This window comes from Acetobacter cerevisiae, assembly GCF_001580535.1.
GTDB lineage: Bacteria > Pseudomonadota > Alphaproteobacteria > Acetobacterales > Acetobacteraceae > Acetobacter > Acetobacter cerevisiae.
On sequence record NZ_LHZA01000130.1, the window covers coordinates 20889 to 36756 of the forward strand.

14 protein-coding genes and 1 pseudogene are annotated in these 15868 nt (G+C 58.4%); 9 read left to right on the forward strand and 6 right to left on the reverse strand.

Going from position 1 to position 15868, the window contains the following annotated elements; genetic code table 11:
* Positions 1-22: 22 nt before the first annotated feature.
* The 3 genes from AD928_RS05035 (at position 23) to AD928_RS05045 (ending at position 3275) form a co-directional block, all read left to right on the forward strand.
* Positions 23-1456 (forward strand): aldehyde dehydrogenase family protein, encoded by a 1434-nt coding sequence (locus AD928_RS05035; protein WP_082779752.1) that lies wholly within the window; start codon positions 23-25, stop codon positions 1454-1456.
* The gene (locus AD928_RS05040) at positions 1453-2724 is read left to right on the forward strand and encodes an NAD(P)/FAD-dependent oxidoreductase (RefSeq protein ID WP_062248746.1); all 1272 of its coding nucleotides are present in this window, start codon (positions 1453-1455) and stop codon (positions 2722-2724) included. Before AD928_RS05035 ends, AD928_RS05040 begins: the two co-directional genes overlap by 4 nt.
* 143 nt (positions 2725-2867) lie before the next feature.
* Positions 2868-3275, forward strand: a complete 408-nt coding sequence (locus tag AD928_RS05045) for a lytic transglycosylase domain-containing protein (protein WP_062248749.1) — start codon at positions 2868-2870, stop codon at positions 3273-3275.
* A gap of 40 nt (positions 3276-3315) precedes the next feature.
* Here AD928_RS05045 and AD928_RS05050 read toward each other — a convergent pair whose 3' ends face one another.
* Positions 3316-4239 (reverse strand): LysR family transcriptional regulator, encoded by a 924-nt coding sequence (locus tag AD928_RS05050; RefSeq protein ID WP_062248751.1) that lies wholly within the window; start codon positions 4237-4239, stop codon positions 3316-3318.
* A gap of 120 nt (positions 4240-4359) precedes the next feature.
* Between AD928_RS05050 and AD928_RS05055 the strand changes: the two genes are divergently transcribed.
* From AD928_RS05055 to AD928_RS05070, 4 genes are read left to right on the forward strand one after another with little or no spacing between them, the layout of a single operon-like run.
* A complete protein-coding gene (locus AD928_RS05055) occupies positions 4360-5997 on the forward strand; it encodes an MFS transporter (RefSeq protein WP_062248753.1) in 1638 nt (545 codons plus the stop codon).
* 15 nt (positions 5998-6012) lie between these two features.
* A complete protein-coding gene (locus AD928_RS05060) occupies positions 6013-7089 on the forward strand; it encodes an HlyD family secretion protein (protein WP_062248756.1) in 1077 nt (358 codons plus the stop codon).
* 4 nt (positions 7090-7093) lie between these two features.
* A complete protein-coding gene (locus AD928_RS05065) occupies positions 7094-8617 on the forward strand; it encodes an efflux transporter outer membrane subunit (protein WP_062248781.1) in 1524 nt (507 codons plus the stop codon).
* A gap of 10 nt (positions 8618-8627) precedes the next feature.
* Positions 8628-9362, forward strand: coding sequence for a pirin family protein (locus AD928_RS05070; RefSeq protein WP_062248758.1), 735 nt, complete (start codon positions 8628-8630; stop codon positions 9360-9362).
* A 42-nt stretch (positions 9363-9404) separates the two neighbouring features.
* Here the strand turns inward: AD928_RS05070 and AD928_RS05075 are convergent, their stop codons facing one another.
* The 3 genes from AD928_RS05075 to AD928_RS15075 are packed head-to-tail and all read right to left on the reverse strand — an operon-like array spanning position 9405 to position 11539.
* Entirely contained in the window at positions 9405-10598 is a 1194-nt protein-coding gene (locus AD928_RS05075) for a low temperature requirement protein A (RefSeq protein WP_062248760.1), read from the reverse strand.
* Positions 10595-11212, reverse strand: coding sequence for a LysR substrate-binding domain-containing protein (locus AD928_RS15070; protein ID WP_264821309.1), 618 nt, complete (start codon positions 11210-11212; stop codon positions 10595-10597). The genes AD928_RS05075 and AD928_RS15070 overlap by 4 nt, the downstream gene beginning before the upstream one ends.
* A gap of 9 nt (positions 11213-11221) precedes the next feature.
* Positions 11222-11539 carry a LysR family transcriptional regulator gene (locus tag AD928_RS15075; RefSeq protein ID WP_209436662.1) on the reverse strand — a complete coding sequence of 106 codons (318 nt, stop codon included), beginning with the start codon at positions 11537-11539 and terminating at the stop codon, positions 11222-11224.
* A 119-nt stretch (positions 11540-11658) separates the two neighbouring features.
* Here AD928_RS15075 and AD928_RS05085 point away from each other — a divergent pair, with 119 nt between their 5' ends.
* Both AD928_RS05085 and AD928_RS05090 read left to right on the forward strand, forming a co-directional pair.
* On the forward strand, positions 11659-12528 hold the full coding sequence (locus AD928_RS05085) for a pirin family protein (protein WP_062248763.1): 870 nt from the start codon (positions 11659-11661) through the stop codon (positions 12526-12528).
* A 33-nt stretch (positions 12529-12561) separates the two neighbouring features.
* Positions 12562-13149: an NADPH-dependent FMN reductase gene (locus AD928_RS05090; protein ID WP_062248766.1), complete on the forward strand. Its 588-nt coding sequence runs from the start codon at positions 12562-12564 to the stop codon at positions 13147-13149.
* 52 nt (positions 13150-13201) lie between these two features.
* Here the strand turns inward: AD928_RS05090 and AD928_RS05095 are convergent, their stop codons facing one another.
* Both AD928_RS05095 and AD928_RS05100 read right to left on the reverse strand, forming a co-directional pair.
* The gene (locus AD928_RS05095; RefSeq protein WP_062248768.1) at positions 13202-14851 is read right to left on the reverse strand and encodes a phospholipase C; all 1650 of its coding nucleotides are present in this window, start codon (positions 14849-14851) and stop codon (positions 13202-13204) included.
* A gap of 286 nt (positions 14852-15137) precedes the next feature.
* A pseudogene (locus AD928_RS05100) lies at positions 15138-15659 on the reverse strand ((2Fe-2S)-binding protein); the annotation flags it as partial.
* Between the last annotated feature and the right edge of the window lie 209 nt (positions 15660-15868).

Sequence of the window (15868 nt, forward strand, 5' to 3'; positions counted from 1 at the left end):
TCCTTTAAGGAACGAGCCCGCCATGTCTCATGCTTTGCAATTTTATTATAATGGCCAGTGGGTTAACCCGGTGGGTAGCCGCACGCTGGATGTTATCAATCCTGCAACGGAAGAGGTGTGCAGCACGATCGCACTTGGGGAAGCTGAGGATGTAAACCGGGCGGTGGCCGCTGCCCGCAAGGCCTTTCCGGCATGGTCCGTCACCACGCGGGAAGAGCGTCTGGCTGTGCTGGAGCGTATTCTTGTTGTCTATAAAAAGCGCTCTGAAGATATGGCGCAGGCGATTTCTCAGGAAATGGGCTCCCCCATTGCCCGGGCGCGGGACAGCCAGACATGGGCTGGCATGGCGCATCTGGAAGAAATGATTTCAGCCCTTAAAACCTACGTGTTTGACGAAATGCGGGGTGATATTCTGATCACCCGCGAGGCGGTTGGGGTTGCAGGGCTGATTACACCGTGGAACTGGCCGATGAACCAGATTATGTGCAAGGTCGCGCCCGCGCTTGCCGCAGGCTGCACAGTGGTGATGAAGCCCAGCGAGGTCGCACCGCTCAGTGCTCTGGTCTTTACGGAAATTCTGGATGAGGCAGGTCTGCCGCCGGGTGTTTATAATATGGTCAACGGTGATGGCCCCGGTGTGGGAGAAGCCATTGCCAGCCACCCGGATGTGGATATGGTTTCCATTACCGGTTCGACCCGTGCCGGTATTGCTGTTGCAAAACTGGCGGCGGAAACGGTCAAGCGTGTGCATCAGGAACTAGGCGGGAAATCACCAAATATCATTCTGCCTGATGCAGATTTTGAAGATACCGTAACGCGAGGTGTTAAAGGCTGCTTTAGCAATTCCGGCCAGTCCTGTGATGCGCCCACCCGTATGCTTGTGCCGCGTGCGCAGATGGAACAGGCGATGCAGATTGCCAAAACGGCTGCTGAATCCTTCAAAATGGGTTCTCCGGCGGATGAAACCACCCAGCTTGGACCGGTTGTGAGTGCCGTGCAGTATGACCGGATTCAGAAGCTGATTGCCAAAGGCATTGAAGAAGGCGCGACCCTCGTAACGGGCGGCCTTGGCAAACCGGAAGGTCTGGAAACCGGGTATTACGTCAAGCCCACCGTGTTCGGGAATGTTGTGCCGGATATGACCATCTCACGTGAGGAAATCTTCGGGCCGGTTCTGTCTATTCTGGCCTATGATGATGAAGAGCAGGCCATTCAGATTGCCAATGATACACCTTATGGTCTGGGAGCCTATGTTCAGTCTGGTGACCTGAAGCACGCCAGAGTCGTGGCACGCCGCCTGCGGGCCGGGAACGTGAATATCAACGGGGCAGCATGGACCGTGGCCGCACCATTTGGTGGTTATGGTCAGTCCGGAAACGGGCGCGAATGCAGCTCCTTCGGGTTGACAGACTTTCTGGAAATTAAAGCCATTATTGGATATGGCGAGGGCGCATGAACACGGTAGCCAGCCTTTACGCAGCAGATGGCGGGGGTGGTCTGGTCTATCCGCCTCTGGGTGGCAGCACGCATGCCGATATTGTCATTGTAGGGGCTGGTCTGACCGGGCTTTCGGCAGCGCTGCACCTTGCTGAAAAAGGTGTGAAGGTGGTTGTTCTGGAGACCGAACAGCCCGGCTGGGGGGCTTCCGGGCGCAACGGGGGGCAGGTGAATCCCGGCCTCAAACCTCTTCCCTCGCAAGTGGAGCAGGATTTCGGGCCGGTGCATGGCTCCGCTCTTGTGGAGGCTGCCTGGAACGCGCCCAATCTGGTTTTTGATCTGATTGAGCGGCATGGCATTGCGTGCTCGGCCTTGCGTGGCGGAACGCTGAGAGCCGCTACAGTGCCCGCCCAACTTGCGCCTTTGCGGGAACTGACAGACGAGTGCCTGAAGCGCGGCTGGCCGGTGCAATGGCTGGAGCCAGCGGACATGCAGGCACGCTCCGGCAATGCTCTGTATTGCGGTGGGATGCTGGATGCACGGGGCGGACAGCTTGATCCGCTGGCCTATACGCGAGGGCTTGCACAGGCTGCGGTCAAAGCCGGGGCGAGCCTGTATGGGGGAACGCGTGTTACGTCTTTTGCGCGGCAGGGTGATGCGTGGCAGGTGCAGACGGGGCAGGGTTCTGTCCGTGCTGATAGACTGCTTTTTGCGACAAACGGTTATACAGACAAAGCGTGGGATGCTCTGCGGCGCTCTGTCGTGCCGGTCTATAGCGGTATTGTCGCCAGCACTCCGTTGCCAGAGGAGCGTGCCGCCCGTATTTTGGCGCAGCACGAAGTTTTGTATGAACTGGGCCAGATTACTACGTACTACCGGGTGGATGCGCAGCGACGGTTGTTGATGGGCGGCCGATCCTATTCTCATCATTTACACGGGGCTTCGGCTTTTCCGTATCTGGTTCAGCGGGCGTTAACGCGCTGGCCGGAACTGCGCGATATCAGCTGGACCCATGGCTGGAACGGGCAGCTGGGTGTCACGCTGGACCATTATCCGCACTGGCATGAGCCGGAGCCTGGTTTGCTGGCCTGTGTGGGCTATAATGGGCGTGGCGTGGCGATGGCGACGGTCATGGGGCAGCACATCGCACAATACGTGACGGGTCAGGGCACGCCGCTGTTCCCGCCAACCCCGGTCAAACCCATAGCCGGGCATTTTGGGTGGAAAATAGGTGTGGCAGGGCGCATCTTATGGGGGCGGCTGGCGGATCGGCTGGGGCGCGTCTGATGCACGGTGAGGGCTGGGATTCCAGTCCACGCCTTGAAAAAGTCTGACTGGGTCCATAGGGAGAAAAGCGGGATGCTTCGGTGCTCTTTTAAGACAAACGTCAAAAAGGGGAGCAGCCACAGCCCGCTGAACTCAGGATGACAATGCCCGTTTCACTTCTTGCCTGCATGATTGCCAGCGCCAGCCATTATCATATTCCCTCGCGTGTTCTGCCTGTGATCCAGAAGGTCGAAGGAGGTGTGACAGGGATGGTGCATCCGAACGGGGATGGCAGTGCGGATCTGGGGCTGATGCAGATCAACACGCGCTGGGTGCAGCCTCTGGCTGATATCCGTCATCTCTCGGTGCCAGCGACCGCCACGCGCCTGATTTCAGATCCCTGTTTTAATGTGGCGGCCTCAGCGCTCATCATGCGGACTTATATTGATGAGGCGCATGGTGATGTGATGCGGGCTATCGGCTATTATCATTCCCACACGCCAACGCTGAGTGCGGCTTACAGGCGGAAGGTGCTGAACATGGCCTCATCCATGTTTGCCGCTAATAAATGACGGGTCGTGCTTCCGCGCGAGCCAGCCAGCAAGGTCCGCTTTAGGGGGTGCATTTTTCAAACACTTTGCGGGAGACCCGGAACAGTGTTTCCCGCAGCCAGCGGTGGACGGGGTCCGTATCCCGCCGGGGGTGCCAGGCCTGAAAGGCTTCTACGCTCGGCAGGGAGAGCGGGAATTCAAAAGAGGCCAGTCCCAGAGCCTTCAACGAGATATGGTTGATGACAAGGCCGGGGAGGGGAAGGATGAGGTCCGTCTCCTTCATGCTTTCCACCATGCAATGATAGGTGGGAACCACCATGGCGATCCGGCGTGTCAGGCCGTGCTGGTTTTGTAACATCCAGTCGATGGGGCCGCGTGCCCGGCCTCTGCGGGAGACGCTGATGTAATCATACAGCACCATGCTTTGAGGCGTGATGGGAGCGGCAAGAATAGGGTGATCCTTCCGCACCAGTCCTTGCATGTGGTCTCGCAGGACTGTCTGGCGTCGGATTTCGGGCTTCATCAGGTCGGTCGCGCCAAGATACAGGTCAATGCCGCCATCCCGTAACGGGTCAGAGACCGCGGCATCCAGCTCCGGGGCCCATATCACTTCACAGCGCGGGCACTCCTGCTTGAGGGCTTTCAGAAGCGGCAGGGCGAGGGCGGCCACCACCAGATCATTCGCGCGGATGGTGAAGGTGGGGGCCATGTTGGCCAGATTGGCGAGGGCACGCGTTTCCAGCAGGCTGTCCGCACTGTGGACCAGATCCTGCACCTGACTGAGAACCCCGGTGGCAAAGGCCGAAGGGATCATACGCCGACCGGCCTGCACTAAAATGGGGTCTGCAAAGGTGGTGCGGAGTTTGGCGAGCTGGCGGCTCATGGCAGGTTCACTGACCTTCATGCGGCGGGCCGCACGGGATACACTCTCTTCTTCAGTCAACACCTTGAGGTAACGAAGCAGATCGAGATCGTAGCGTTTCATCCCTCCAGAAATAGATTTTGTGTGGCGGATTGACCAGAAATTATTCTTCCGAAAATCGAAGTCGTCGCTTTCCACAAATGAGGGTTGTCGGCAGGCGGGCTCTCAGGATCATGTGCGGCCATGAACAACGTCGCCCCTCCACAGGCGGTCGGTGAGCCTGTCGTTCACGCCTCTCCACCACGGCCGTCCTATATTCCGCCTTTTGGTCTGCGGACTGTCATTGGCTGCCTTGGCATGCTGCTGGCGGTGCATATTGCAGGTTTTAATGAACATGTGACTGAAATCGGCCTGTCCGACATTCGCGGTGCGATGCATATCGGCCACGATGAGGGGACGTGGGTCATCTCCATTTATGAGGCGTTCAATATTGCGGCCATGGCCTTCACGCCGTGGTTCTATATGACGTTCTCAATCTACCGTTTTTCCATTTTTATGACGACGGTGATGGCGATCCTCTCCATCCCCGCGCCGTTCATGCCGGATGTGACATCGCTTTGTATTTTGCGGGCCTTTCAGGGGCTGGCGGGGGGCTGTCTGCCGCCGGTGCTGATGACCGTGATGCTCAAATATCTGCCGCCGCAGATCCGCGTCTTCGGTATTGGTGGCTATGCCATGAGCGCGACCTTCGGGCCTAATCTTGGCCTGCCGCTGGAAGCCTTCTGGTTTGAGCATGTCGGCTGGCACTGGCTGTATTGGGAGATTATCCCGCTTGCCGTGATCGCCGTGGGCATGATGGCGTATGGCCTGCCGCGTGACCCCATGCATTTTGAACGGTTTGAGAAGTTCAACTGGTTCGGGCTGATTGTAGGCGTGCCGGCCATCTGCTCACTGGTGACGGTGCTGTATCAGGGGGACAGGCTCGACTGGTTCCGCTCGCCCCTCATCACCAATCTGACATTCTGGGGCATGGCGGCCTTTATCGTGTTCGTCATTAACGAGGCCTATCATCCCAGCCCCTATTTCCGCATTCAGTACTGGCGGTCCCGCAATATTCAGGCGTCGTTGCTCTCACTGGTCGGTATTCTGGCGATCTGCTCCATTATGGGGGAAATTCCCGCCCTGTATCTGGAATCTGTGCGCGGCTATAGGCCTATTCAGGCGGCTCCCGTCTCATTGGTGGTGGCGTTGCCGCAGCTGATTATGCTGCCGCTGATTGCGGCCATCTGTAACCGCCGCAAGGTGGACTGCCGCTTTGTGCTGGCCGGGGGCATGCTGTGCCTTGCGGCTTCGGCGTGGCTGGGCACGTGGCTGACGGTGGACTGGGTGCGGAACAATTTCTATCCGCTCCAGATCCTGCAGGTATTCGGCCAGCCGATGACGGTCATCCCGACCCTGATGCTGGCGACCATGGCCATGGGGCCTGCGGATGGGCCGTTCATCTCCGGCATGGTGAACATGCTCAAGGGGCTGGCCAATGCAGTGGCTTATGCGCTGTTTGCCGCACTCAGCCGCCGGCGTGAGCAGTATCATTCCACCATGTTGCTGGACCATCACGGCACGCATGCTCTGGCTTTGCAGGGTATGGGGAATCCCATCACGCAGCAGCTTTCCGGCACGTCGCCCGATAGCGGGCATGTGGCCCGGAACTCCCTGCAGGTCTTTCACACCTACGTGCATGAGCAGTCTCTCGTGCTCGCACTCAACGATATCTACGCCCTGCTGATTGTCGTCTGCCTTGGCTATGCGGTGATGAACCTGGTGCTGCCGCATCGTGTCTATCCGCCCCGTGCGCCGTCTCCCAACACTCCCGCTCGTTAATCCGGAACTCTGACCATGATTTACAAAAAACCTCTGCTTTACGCAGGCTGTGCCGCCGGTGTTCTTGCCCTTATTGCGTGGGGCGGCGCGCGTTGGGTCAATGGGGATGGTGTGAACCAGTACACCAATGATGCCTATGTAACGGCGGATTTCCCGACGGTTGCGCCCAAGGTCTCCGGGCGTATTGACCGCGTTATTGCGCAGGACAACGAGCAGGTGCATGCGGGCGAGGAACTGGCCCATATTGAGGACGATGATTACCGCGCCGCACTGGATGTGGCGAAGGGGAACAGGCTGGCCGCTCAGGGGGACGTGACCAACCTTGAGGCCGAACTGGCGCGGCAGGATGCAGTCATTGCAGAAGCGCGGGCGGCCGTGCAGGCGGATCAGGCCAACCTGATGTTTGCCCGGCAGAATGCGGTGCGATACCGCAATCTCTCTTCCGGCGGGGCGGGGACCATTGAGCAGAAGCAGTCCTCCGAAGCGCATGAGAAGGAAGCCGAAGCTGCCATTGCGCGCGATCAGGCCGGAGTGGACGCTGCCATCCGTCAGGTGGCTGTGCTGAAAGGTCAGCTTGAGCGGGCTCGTGGTGTGCTGGTGCGCGCACAGGGGGATGAAAAGCAGGCAGACCTTAACCTGTCTTACTGCACCATTCCGGCCCCCATGGATGGCGTGGTGGGTGAACGTGGCGTGCGCGTGGGGAATTATGTGCATCCGGGCACGGGTATTCTGGCGGTTGTGCCGACCCATGCGGCCTATGTGCTGGCCAATTTTCAGGAAACCCAGTTGACCAAAGTGCAGGCCGGGCAGCGGGCGACCATCTGGGTGGATACGTTCCCCGGCCATCCGCTCAAGGCGCATGTGGACTCACTGGCACCGGCAACGGGCGTGGCGTTTGCCCCCATCCAGCCGGACAATGCGACGGGCAACTTTACCAAGGTGGTCCAGCGTATTCCGGTCAAGCTGACCTTTGATACGGACCAGCCGCTGGCGGCCAGGGTGCGGGTTGGGATGTCGGTGGAAGCCAATATCGATACGTCTTCAAAGCCGGAAGGGCCGCATGCCAATGACGCTCGCTATGTCTGGCAGTAACGCCATGAAGCGCTTTCTTCTTGCCGGGTTTTCCATGGTGGTTCTTGCGGGCTGCACAGTCGGGCCGACCTATCACAAGCCGCAGGTCAAGGCGCCGGCTGCATGGCGGGATACGCAGCCCCCAGCGGAAAGCCGCGTCACCACCGCGTCCACCGATCCGCAGTGGTGGAAACTGTTTAATGATCCCGCTTTGACGAAGCTGGAACATGAGGTCGCGTCCTCCAATCTGGACCTGAAAGCCGCCAGTCTGCGCCTGATGCAAAGTCAGGCAGAGCGGCGCATAGCCAGTGCCGCGCAGATGCCGCATGTGGAAGCCAATGCCTCCTATGGGCGGGAGCGGGCCAGCACGAATGGTGTGCTGGGGCTGCTTGGCACCATGGAGCGGGAGCAGGCGGGCTCTATTGCCTCAGGCTCACAGGGCTTTGGTCCGACGGCGCTGCCGGGGAGCGTGGGCAATCCTTCCTTCAATCTGCCGCAATACGGGATGAATGCCTCGTGGGAAGTGGATTTCTGGGGGCATGTCCGGCGCCAGGTAGAAGCAGCGACAGCTGCGACGCAGGAAACCGAGGAAATGCGCCGCGATACGCTGGTTTCCCTGATGGCCGAGACAGCACAGGATTATATCGACCTGCGGGCTACGCAAACGCAGGTTGGCATTCTTGAGCATAATATCGAGGTCGCCAACAACAGTGTTCGGCTGACGAGCCTGCGGTTCCAGCAGGGGGCGGCCACGCGGCTGGATGTCGCGGAGGCGACGGGCCAGCTTCACACTTTCACCTCGCGTCTGGCTCCCCTTAAAGCGCAGGAAACGCATATGCTGAATGCGTTGAGTTTCCTTGTGGCGCGGGAGCCGGGCGCGCTGGATGCCGAGCTGGGCAAGCCTTCCGGCATTCCGTCTGTGCCTGCTGTGGTGCCGGTCGGCCTGCCGTCGGAACTGGCGGAGCGTCGGCCCGATATCCGCATGGCGGCGGATCATCTACATGCGGCGACGGCAGCCATTGGTGTGGCGATTGCGGACTTTTTCCCGCGTGTGACGCTCTCGGGTAGTCTGGATATTCAGGCGCTCCAGTTCAGCGGGTTAGGCTCATGGGCTTCGCGTCAGTATGGCTTTGGTCCGACGGCGACGCTGCCGCTTTTTGAAGGGGGACGCCTGACCGGCCAGCTGCATCTGCGCAAGGCGCAGCAGAAGGAAGCCGCCACCCTGTTCCAGCGCACGGTGCTGAAAGCCTGGCAGGAAATTGATGACGCCATGGCGGACTTTACCGCGGCCCAGAGACGGCGCGACGAACTGGCGGAAGCCGTGCATGAGAACGAGATTGCTGTGGAAACGGCCAAAGCTCAGTATGTGCAGGGGGCGTCTGACTTCCTGAATGTGCTGACTTTGCAGAATGCGCTGCTCTCCTCACAGAGCGCTTTGGCTACAGCCACGGCGCAGGTGGCCGGGTCTGTCACGCATCTCTATCGCGCTGTGGGCGGAGGGTGGCAGGATATCTATCCTGACAAGACGCCTGCCAGAATACCGGCCTGAGGGATAATCCATGATAACAGTGAGACGAGGCGCGACCCTTAGTTCCGCGCAGTCGGATACGCTGACGCTCGAGTGCCATTTTGCTTTTGCGGATTATCAGGACCCTGCCCATCAGCATGATGGGCGATTGCGGGTTCTCAATCAGGGCACGCTGCGTCCCTCTGAGGTCTATCATCTGGGGCCTGAAGCTGCGGTTGACGTGGTGACATGGGTGCGGGCAGGGAGCCTGACGGCACAGATTGACGCGTTTGCACCGGAGGAGATTCAGGCCGACGGATTGCATCTGATCAGCACGGGTTCAGGTTGCCAGAAGCTGGCATGGCAAGCCGGGCCGGAGGGGGCGTCTTTTCTCCAGTTCTGGTTTTTGCCGGATACGGATGAAGGGATGCCACGGCAGGAAAGCCGCCTCAGTTTTCCGCAAGGGGAAGATGGTGGCTTTAGAATTCTGGCGTCCGGTTTCCCTGAAGATGATCCCGAGGAAAGTGAGGTCGTTACAGATGGCGCGCCAGTGGCCCTGAGTGCGGGCGCGCGCCTGCTACATGCCGTTATACCAGCGGGAGAGGGGGCGGCTTACAGCACCAGTGTAAACCGTGACCTGTATCTGCTGGTAGTGTCGGGGATGGTCAATGTTGCGGATGCTGTGTTGCAGGCGGGGGATGCTGCGGCTGTGAGCGATGTCAGAGATTTGACGGTGATGGCGCAGGAGCAGGCTGTTGTTTTGCTGACGGATGTGGCTTCGACCTGACCGGAGCGGCGCAGGGTACGCCGCAGGTCAGGGCGCAGGCTGTTAGGGGGCTTTGCCGAAACAGGCCTTGCTCCGTGCGACTTTGCCGGACCCGATAACGCTGATGATCAGGAAAAGTGTCGTTTCACAGAATGCCAGCATCCATAAGGGAAGCGACGGCCCGGCAAACCCGGCCAGAAGCAACAAACCTACGCCGACCATCTGGCTGGAGGCCAGCCGACGTGTGGCAACCCAGCGGTAGGCCGTGCTGGCCAAGAGGTAGAGGGCCGGGCCGAGTGTCATGACCAGAGCGGGGGCCCCTTTGGCCTCCTCAACCGGATTTTCCAGAAGCATATCCATGGCGACGGCGGTGACGATAATCCCGCCAATCAGAATGACATGCAGATAATGGAAGTACGCTCCCATCCGGCCCGGATCGGAGGAACTGCTGATGGCGTGTTCGGCTTCCTCGCTGGAGGTTTCAAAATACAGCCACCACATGGCGAGGGTGCAGAGAAAGCTTGCACCAAACCCGCCAAACTCAATCCATGACCAGTGCTCGCTTTCCGCAAGGGAAAGACCAGAGGCCATGATGGTTTCCCCAAGGGCGACAATCACAAACAGCTGGCAGCGTTCCACAATATGGCTGCCTGAAATGGTCCAGTCCGACGTGTGAGAGCGGCCCAGTCCCGGCAGCCAGAACCCGAACATGGGAGAAAAATATTCGCAGGCGACCCCGGCGGCCCATAACGGCACACGGGCTTCCGGTGAGGCCAGCCCGCCTGCAATCCAGAAGCAGGCGGCAATGATACCCCAGCCCAGAATACGGCGGTAATTGGGGGCAAGAGGGTGCGAGGCAGGGAGGCTGAACACAATAAACGCGGAGCGGCCGACCTGCATGAGGCTGTAACACAGCGCGAAGGCCAGCCCACGTTCCCCAAACGCTTCCGGAGCAGCTGCGCCGCACACAAGGGCCAGTGCCATGGTGAGAAACAGCACGCCACGCAGGGCGGGCACGCGCGGGTCAAACCAGTTAGTCACCCAGCCGGTATATTGCCAGCCCAGCCATGCGGCGAACCACAGGATAAGGGTTTGCAGGCCGCCCAGAGGCGTTAGATGATGCAGCAGGCCATGACTGATCTGGGTGACAAGAAACACGTAGACCAGATCAAAAAACAGCTCCTCATTCATCACGCGGGTATTGTCTGCTCCCGGTTGGCGCATGAGGGGATGAGATGAGGCATCCTGTGCAGTCATGAACAACTCAGTTGAGAAGGGGGCGTCTTGAACGCTTCTGCGGCAAACCCGCGTTGCGTAGCACATTCCTGCGCCAGAAAATCAAGTAGGGCGCGCACGGCGGGCACAAGCCCGCGTCGGGATGGAAAAACTGCATGGATAATGCCTGCGCGAGGCTGCCAGCCGGGCAGAACCTGCACAAGGCGTCCGGCCTCAATATCCTGCCAGATCATCATGGTGGGGAGTTGCACAATGCCGCTGCCAATAAGGGCAGCTTCCCGCAGCACGGCCATATCATCCGTGGCAAGGCGGGGTTCATGAAAAACCGTGGCGGTCTGCCCCTGCTGATTTTCCAGCAGCCACGAATGGGTGCCGGGATGGGTTTTGAAGTCCAGACTGGGCAGGCCGTTCAGATCAGCAGGCGAGGCAAGAGGCTTAGGCACCAGAGAGGGCGCGGCAATGAGGCATTGCGTGCTGGTGTCGAGCGTCCGCATGACGAGGTCGGACGGGGCGAGCGGTGGAAAGCGCACGCGGATGGCGAGGTCAAACCCTTCCTTCAGGACATCCACCTGCCGGTTGGTGCTTTCAAGCTGAAGGGTGACAGCGGGGTAGCGCAGCATGAAGCGGGCCAGCAACGCGCCGAACTAAAAAGTCAGAAGTGCCACAGGGCAGCTCAGCCTAATTTGCCCGCAGGGTTCAGCCTGAAGCTGGGCAACGGATTGCTCGGCGGTGTCTGCTGCCGCCAGCATGGTCAGGCAATGTTCGTAAAACCGATGCCCGGTTTCTGTTACGCTGAAATGGCGGGACGAGCGTTGGATGAGGCGCGTATGCAGCCGGTCTTCCAGCAGGCGGACCCGTCGGCTGAGCAGCGATTTCTGGTGGCCGGTCGCCCGTGCCGCCGCGGAAAAGCCGCCATGTTTGACGACCTGCGCAAAATATTCAAAGTCGTTGAGGTCTCTCATCGTCCTGCCTGTGGAACGCATTGTTCGATTGAGCGCTCTTCCTGCGACAATAAGAGCAACGCATATTCCTTATCAAGCAAAGAGGTGGAGGCCTCGGGCAATCAGACAGGATGATGACAATGCAAAAGAAAATTCTTGGCACGTATGGGAATGATCGGGGCCACTGGGTGGGCGATGGTTTTCCCGTCCGCTCGCTGTTTTCCTACAGTCAGTTCGGCACACATCTCAGCCCGTTTCTGCTGCTCGATTATGCCGGGCCGCATGAATTCAAACCCACCGACGCACGGCGGGGCGTAGGGGAGCATCCGCACAAGGGGTTTGAGACCGTAACCATTGTTTACGATGGTGAGGTTGAACACCGGGATTCATCAGGCGGCGGTGGCATTATCGGGCCGGGTGATGTGCAGTGGATGACGGCAGGCAATGGCGTCCAGCATGAGGAATTCCATTCTCCGGCCTACGCCAAAACCGGCGGCAGTTTCCGCATGGTGCAGTTGTGGGTGAACCTGCCAGCAAAGGACAAAGGTGTGCCTGCGGCGTACCAGACCATCCTTGCGGGGAATATCCCGACGGTGCCTTTGGCCAACAAGGCTGGCCATCTGCGGATTATTGCCGGGGACTATGAGGGAACCCATGGGCCAGCCCGCATCTTTTCTCCACTGAACGTGTGGGATGGTGTGCTGCATGAAGGGGCGCAGGTTACGCTGGATCTGCCCAAAGGGCACAACGCGGCCATTGTTTCTCTGGAGGGGCATCTGATTCTGAACGGGACGCAGGAACTCGGTGCCGCGCAGTTCGCTTTGTTAGGGCATGAGGGGGCTACTGTGACGCTGCAAGCCTCCAGAGCGTCCAGCTTTCTGGTGTTGACGGGAGAGCCGCTGAATGAGCCGATTGCAGGATACGGACCCTTCGTCATGAATACGCAGGAAGAGATCCGGCAGGCGATTGAGGATTTCAATGGCGGGCGATTTGGCGGCATTCACGCCTGATAAATCAGAAAAGAGAAAAAAAGGGAAAAGTTGATGACGCAGACTGCACCACTTCATTTTGTCACGCTTTTGGGGAGCCTGCGTAAAGGGTCACTGAACGGTATTGTGGCCCGGATATTGCCCGAACTGGCTCCGGAAGGCATTACCATTACGCCTCTGGGGTCCGTAGCGGAGTTTCCGCATTATGATCAGGATGTGCAGGAGCAGGGGTTTCCTGCGCCCGTGCTGACCATGGCAGAGCAGATCCGTGCGGCAGACGGACTGATTATTGTGACGCCCGAATATAACTATTCCATCCCCGGTGTTTTAAAAAACGCGCTGGACTGGCTGTCCCGCGTGACACCGCAGCCTTTGGCCAGAAAAGCGGTGGCTTTGCAGACGGTTTCTCCCGGAGCTATCGGTGGCGCGCGGGCGCAATATCACCTGCGGCAGAGCCTTGTTTTTCTGGATGCGTTTGTTCTGAACAGGCCTGAAGTGATGATCGGGCAGGCAATGAGCAAGTTTGATACGGACCGGCTGGAACTGACGGACCAGTCAACCCGGGCTTATCTGACGCGCCAGATTGCTGCACTTGCTGATCTGGCGCATCAGATTGCACCGCATAAATCCGAAGACGTATGAAAGCATTCAGGCTGGATGCTGTAGTGCATCCAGCCTGATCAGCGATCAAATTTTACTTGGACGCTGGCTGAGAAAGAGGCGTTCCCGTTTCCGGATCAAGCAGGAGCGGGGTGAGGCGCGGAGGCGCGGTGAAGTCGAACAGATCGTTGAGGTCGTGGGCCACGGCATCAAACGAGCCGCCGCCAAGGCGCTGGCCGTTTAGCCAGTTATCCTCGATAAAGCGGGGAATGGAGCTTTGGGTGATCTGGACATGACTGACGGCATTGCTGCGTGCCCACGGTGAGATGAGGATAAACGGGATGCGTGTGCCCGGTCCGCACCGTCCATTGACGGGTTTGTCCTCGACGCCCGGGAAAGGCGTGCCGGTTCCGCAGCGGCCCGGACCATTCAACTGGTCAACTTCCGCATCAAAAGATCCGTGCTGAGGTTTGATGAAGGCATGGTCATACCAGCCGTCTGAATCATCATACGCAATAAGGATGGCGGTATCGCGCCATTCCGGCTGCTGTTGCAGCATGTTCACCAGTGGGACGATGCCCTGCTGTTCATCCAGCGGGTCGGAATAGCCAGCATGGCCATCCTGAAACGCTGGGAGTTTGATGAAGGAGACGGCCGGAAGACGATGGGCTGCGACAACAGCTTTGAAGTCTTCCAGATCATATTCGTGGTTGGCCGGGTCACGCGTTTTGCCGTCGGCACTCAGAGTATGGCCAATGGCTGTGAGTGAACTGGGGCGTGCGTGCGTCGGGTTTGCCGTGCTGGCGTAATACTGGAACCAGTTATGGTGTGAAATGTAATCGGCAATCATTTCATGCACGACAGGGGAGTATGTCGCGCGCTGGCAGCCTGTCGTGCCGTCACTATTTTTGGTTTGCAGATTGAAGCCGCCCATAAAGCCGCCCCAGGACACATTGCCGGCCGTCAGCAGGTCACCGATATTCTTACCGGTCATCATCACCTGATTGCCTTTGACAGAGCAGACATCGCCAGCCGGATCAATATCATTGATCATCGTCCAGCCGACCTGAGCATCCGCAATATAAGGAGAGACGGCCTCTTTGGTGGAGGGTTTCTGGGTAGTGGCAATAATTTTCATGCCATTGGTCTGGCCAGAGACGGCCTCCAGCGCGCCGGGGGTGGAGGGGCCGTAGGTGTCCGTATACGCCGCATCGCTCATGGCAAAACGCTGGGCGTAATTCCACAGGGCGGTGACGGTATTGCCGTCAAAATAGCCCATCACCTGCCCGCGGGTGGCGAACGCTCCGGTGCCGCCGGACGTGCCGCGGCCTGTATAGCGGGGGAACAGGTCGGCATGGCCATCATGATAGGCCATCTGTTCGGCAGTATAGAGGTGGTTCTGGTCTGCGGTGCTGGCCTGCGTGCGGTCTAGCCTGAACGGAAGCGATGCATTTTTTCCGTTCTCGGGGTTTGTATTAGGGTTTGTTTCCAGCAAATGCGCACTGAGCAGGGTATTGGCATGCGGCGTTTGCGGAGAGGCCTTGAAAGCAGGTTCCCCGGCCGGGTTGGCCGCTACAGGATAAGTGCCAAAATAATGATCGAACGCGACGTTTTCCTGATAGATCACGACCAGATGTTTGATTGGCGTTTTGGTCGTAGTGTCAGGCTCGGCTGCCCATGCGGAAGAGGCGAGTGTCAGCAGTGATGTACTCAGGCACAAAATGCTGCAAAAAGTTTTGAACATGGGCATCCCTGCAAAATCGGCTTCGAAGCGGGGCTTATAGCATAAGATTTCGTCTTTGATGAAGAACAGAAAAAAAGCGTTTTCTATAAAAATTTAGAAATTTTTACAGTGAGAGGGCGGTTTTTTGGAATGCGCGCGATGAAGGATCCTGTGTGAATTTCAAAAAACATTAACATTACTTGCCAGTAAGGACGTAGCGCCGGGCGATTTCTATACGTGCTCACGCCGGAAACAGCATAGGGAGCCGGAGAGTGCGCCGCGAGCCTCTCCGGCCTTTCGAACGATTTCAGGATGTAAAAAACTGGCTCAGGCCAATGGTGCGTAACGCGCGCCGGTAGGCAATGGAGCTACGGTCCGCCATGACGTGGACCTCCAGAGACGTATCCAGTGGCAGGTTTTCAGGTTTCTGGGCTTCGACCAGAGCGCGGTCTTCTTCAAACACTTTACGATTAAAATCGTAAACATCCTGCACAGGGAGTGTCGTATCAAAATTACGGCAGATGGGGGCGAACATCCGGGTTTTTCGGGCAGACACAGGCGAGGCAGCGTTCATGATCACCAGCCGTTTATCCTCAGGAAAATGAATTTCCAGCGTTGCCGTAAAGGGCACATGCACCCGGAAATGGCGGAGCCATTCGAACCCGCTGCCCTTATGGTCCTTATGCCCAACCGGATAGTTGCTTACATCGCTGCGATACTCGGCCTCAAAGCCATAGGGCGTAATTTTGGGCATGTATGAGGGCACAACCGCGTTGTCCGGGTCTGCAAATGTTTCTGTATGCACAAAGGCAAAATGGGCGACGTCGACGCGGATTTCTCACAGAAGGGTTGTACATCGGGTTAGATTATGAAAAAGTCTGTTTTGTAGAAAAGAAATTTCCATAATCATCAAGAAAACCCGATGCAGACAGAGTGTAGCGCAGGCGCGTATGAGTTTCCAGCCTCCTGTGGACGGCGTGTTGTGGCCCGTTTTGACGGGGGTCGCATGAGTTCGGATGGGGGCGTCATTCTGGTGAA

Excerpts from the sequence above, each read along its gene's own strand:
- AD928_RS05055 (WP_062248753.1), top strand. The coding sequence starts at position 4,360 with ATGAACAACGTCGCCCCTCCACAGGCGGTCGGTGAGCCTGTCGTTCAC.
- AD928_RS05090 (WP_062248766.1), top strand. The coding sequence starts at position 12,562 with ATGACGCAGACTGCACCACTTCATTTTGTCACGCTTTTGGGGAGCCTG.
- AD928_RS05035 (WP_082779752.1), top strand. The coding sequence starts at position 23 with ATGTCTCATGCTTTGCAATTTTATTATAATGGCCAGTGGGTTAACCCG.
- AD928_RS05060 (WP_062248756.1), top strand. The coding sequence starts at position 6,013 with ATGATTTACAAAAAACCTCTGCTTTACGCAGGCTGTGCCGCCGGTGTT.
- AD928_RS05040 (WP_062248746.1), top strand. The coding sequence starts at position 1,453 with ATGAACACGGTAGCCAGCCTTTACGCAGCAGATGGCGGGGGTGGTCTG.
- AD928_RS05045 (WP_062248749.1), top strand. The coding sequence starts at position 2,868 with ATGCCCGTTTCACTTCTTGCCTGCATGATTGCCAGCGCCAGCCATTAT.
- AD928_RS05095 (WP_062248768.1), bottom strand. The coding sequence starts at position 14,851 with ATGTTCAAAACTTTTTGCAGCATTTTGTGCCTGAGTACATCACTGCTG.
- AD928_RS05070 (WP_062248758.1), top strand. The coding sequence starts at position 8,628 with ATGATAACAGTGAGACGAGGCGCGACCCTTAGTTCCGCGCAGTCGGAT.
- AD928_RS05050 (WP_062248751.1), bottom strand. The coding sequence starts at position 4,239 with ATGAAACGCTACGATCTCGATCTGCTTCGTTACCTCAAGGTGTTGACT.
- AD928_RS15075 (WP_209436662.1), bottom strand. The coding sequence starts at position 11,539 with ATGAGAGACCTCAACGACTTTGAATATTTTGCGCAGGTCGTCAAACAT.
- AD928_RS05085 (WP_062248763.1), top strand. The coding sequence starts at position 11,659 with ATGCAAAAGAAAATTCTTGGCACGTATGGGAATGATCGGGGCCACTGG.
- AD928_RS05075 (WP_062248760.1), bottom strand. The coding sequence starts at position 10,598 with ATGACTGCACAGGATGCCTCATCTCATCCCCTCATGCGCCAACCGGGA.
- AD928_RS05065 (WP_062248781.1), top strand. The coding sequence starts at position 7,094 with ATGAAGCGCTTTCTTCTTGCCGGGTTTTCCATGGTGGTTCTTGCGGGC.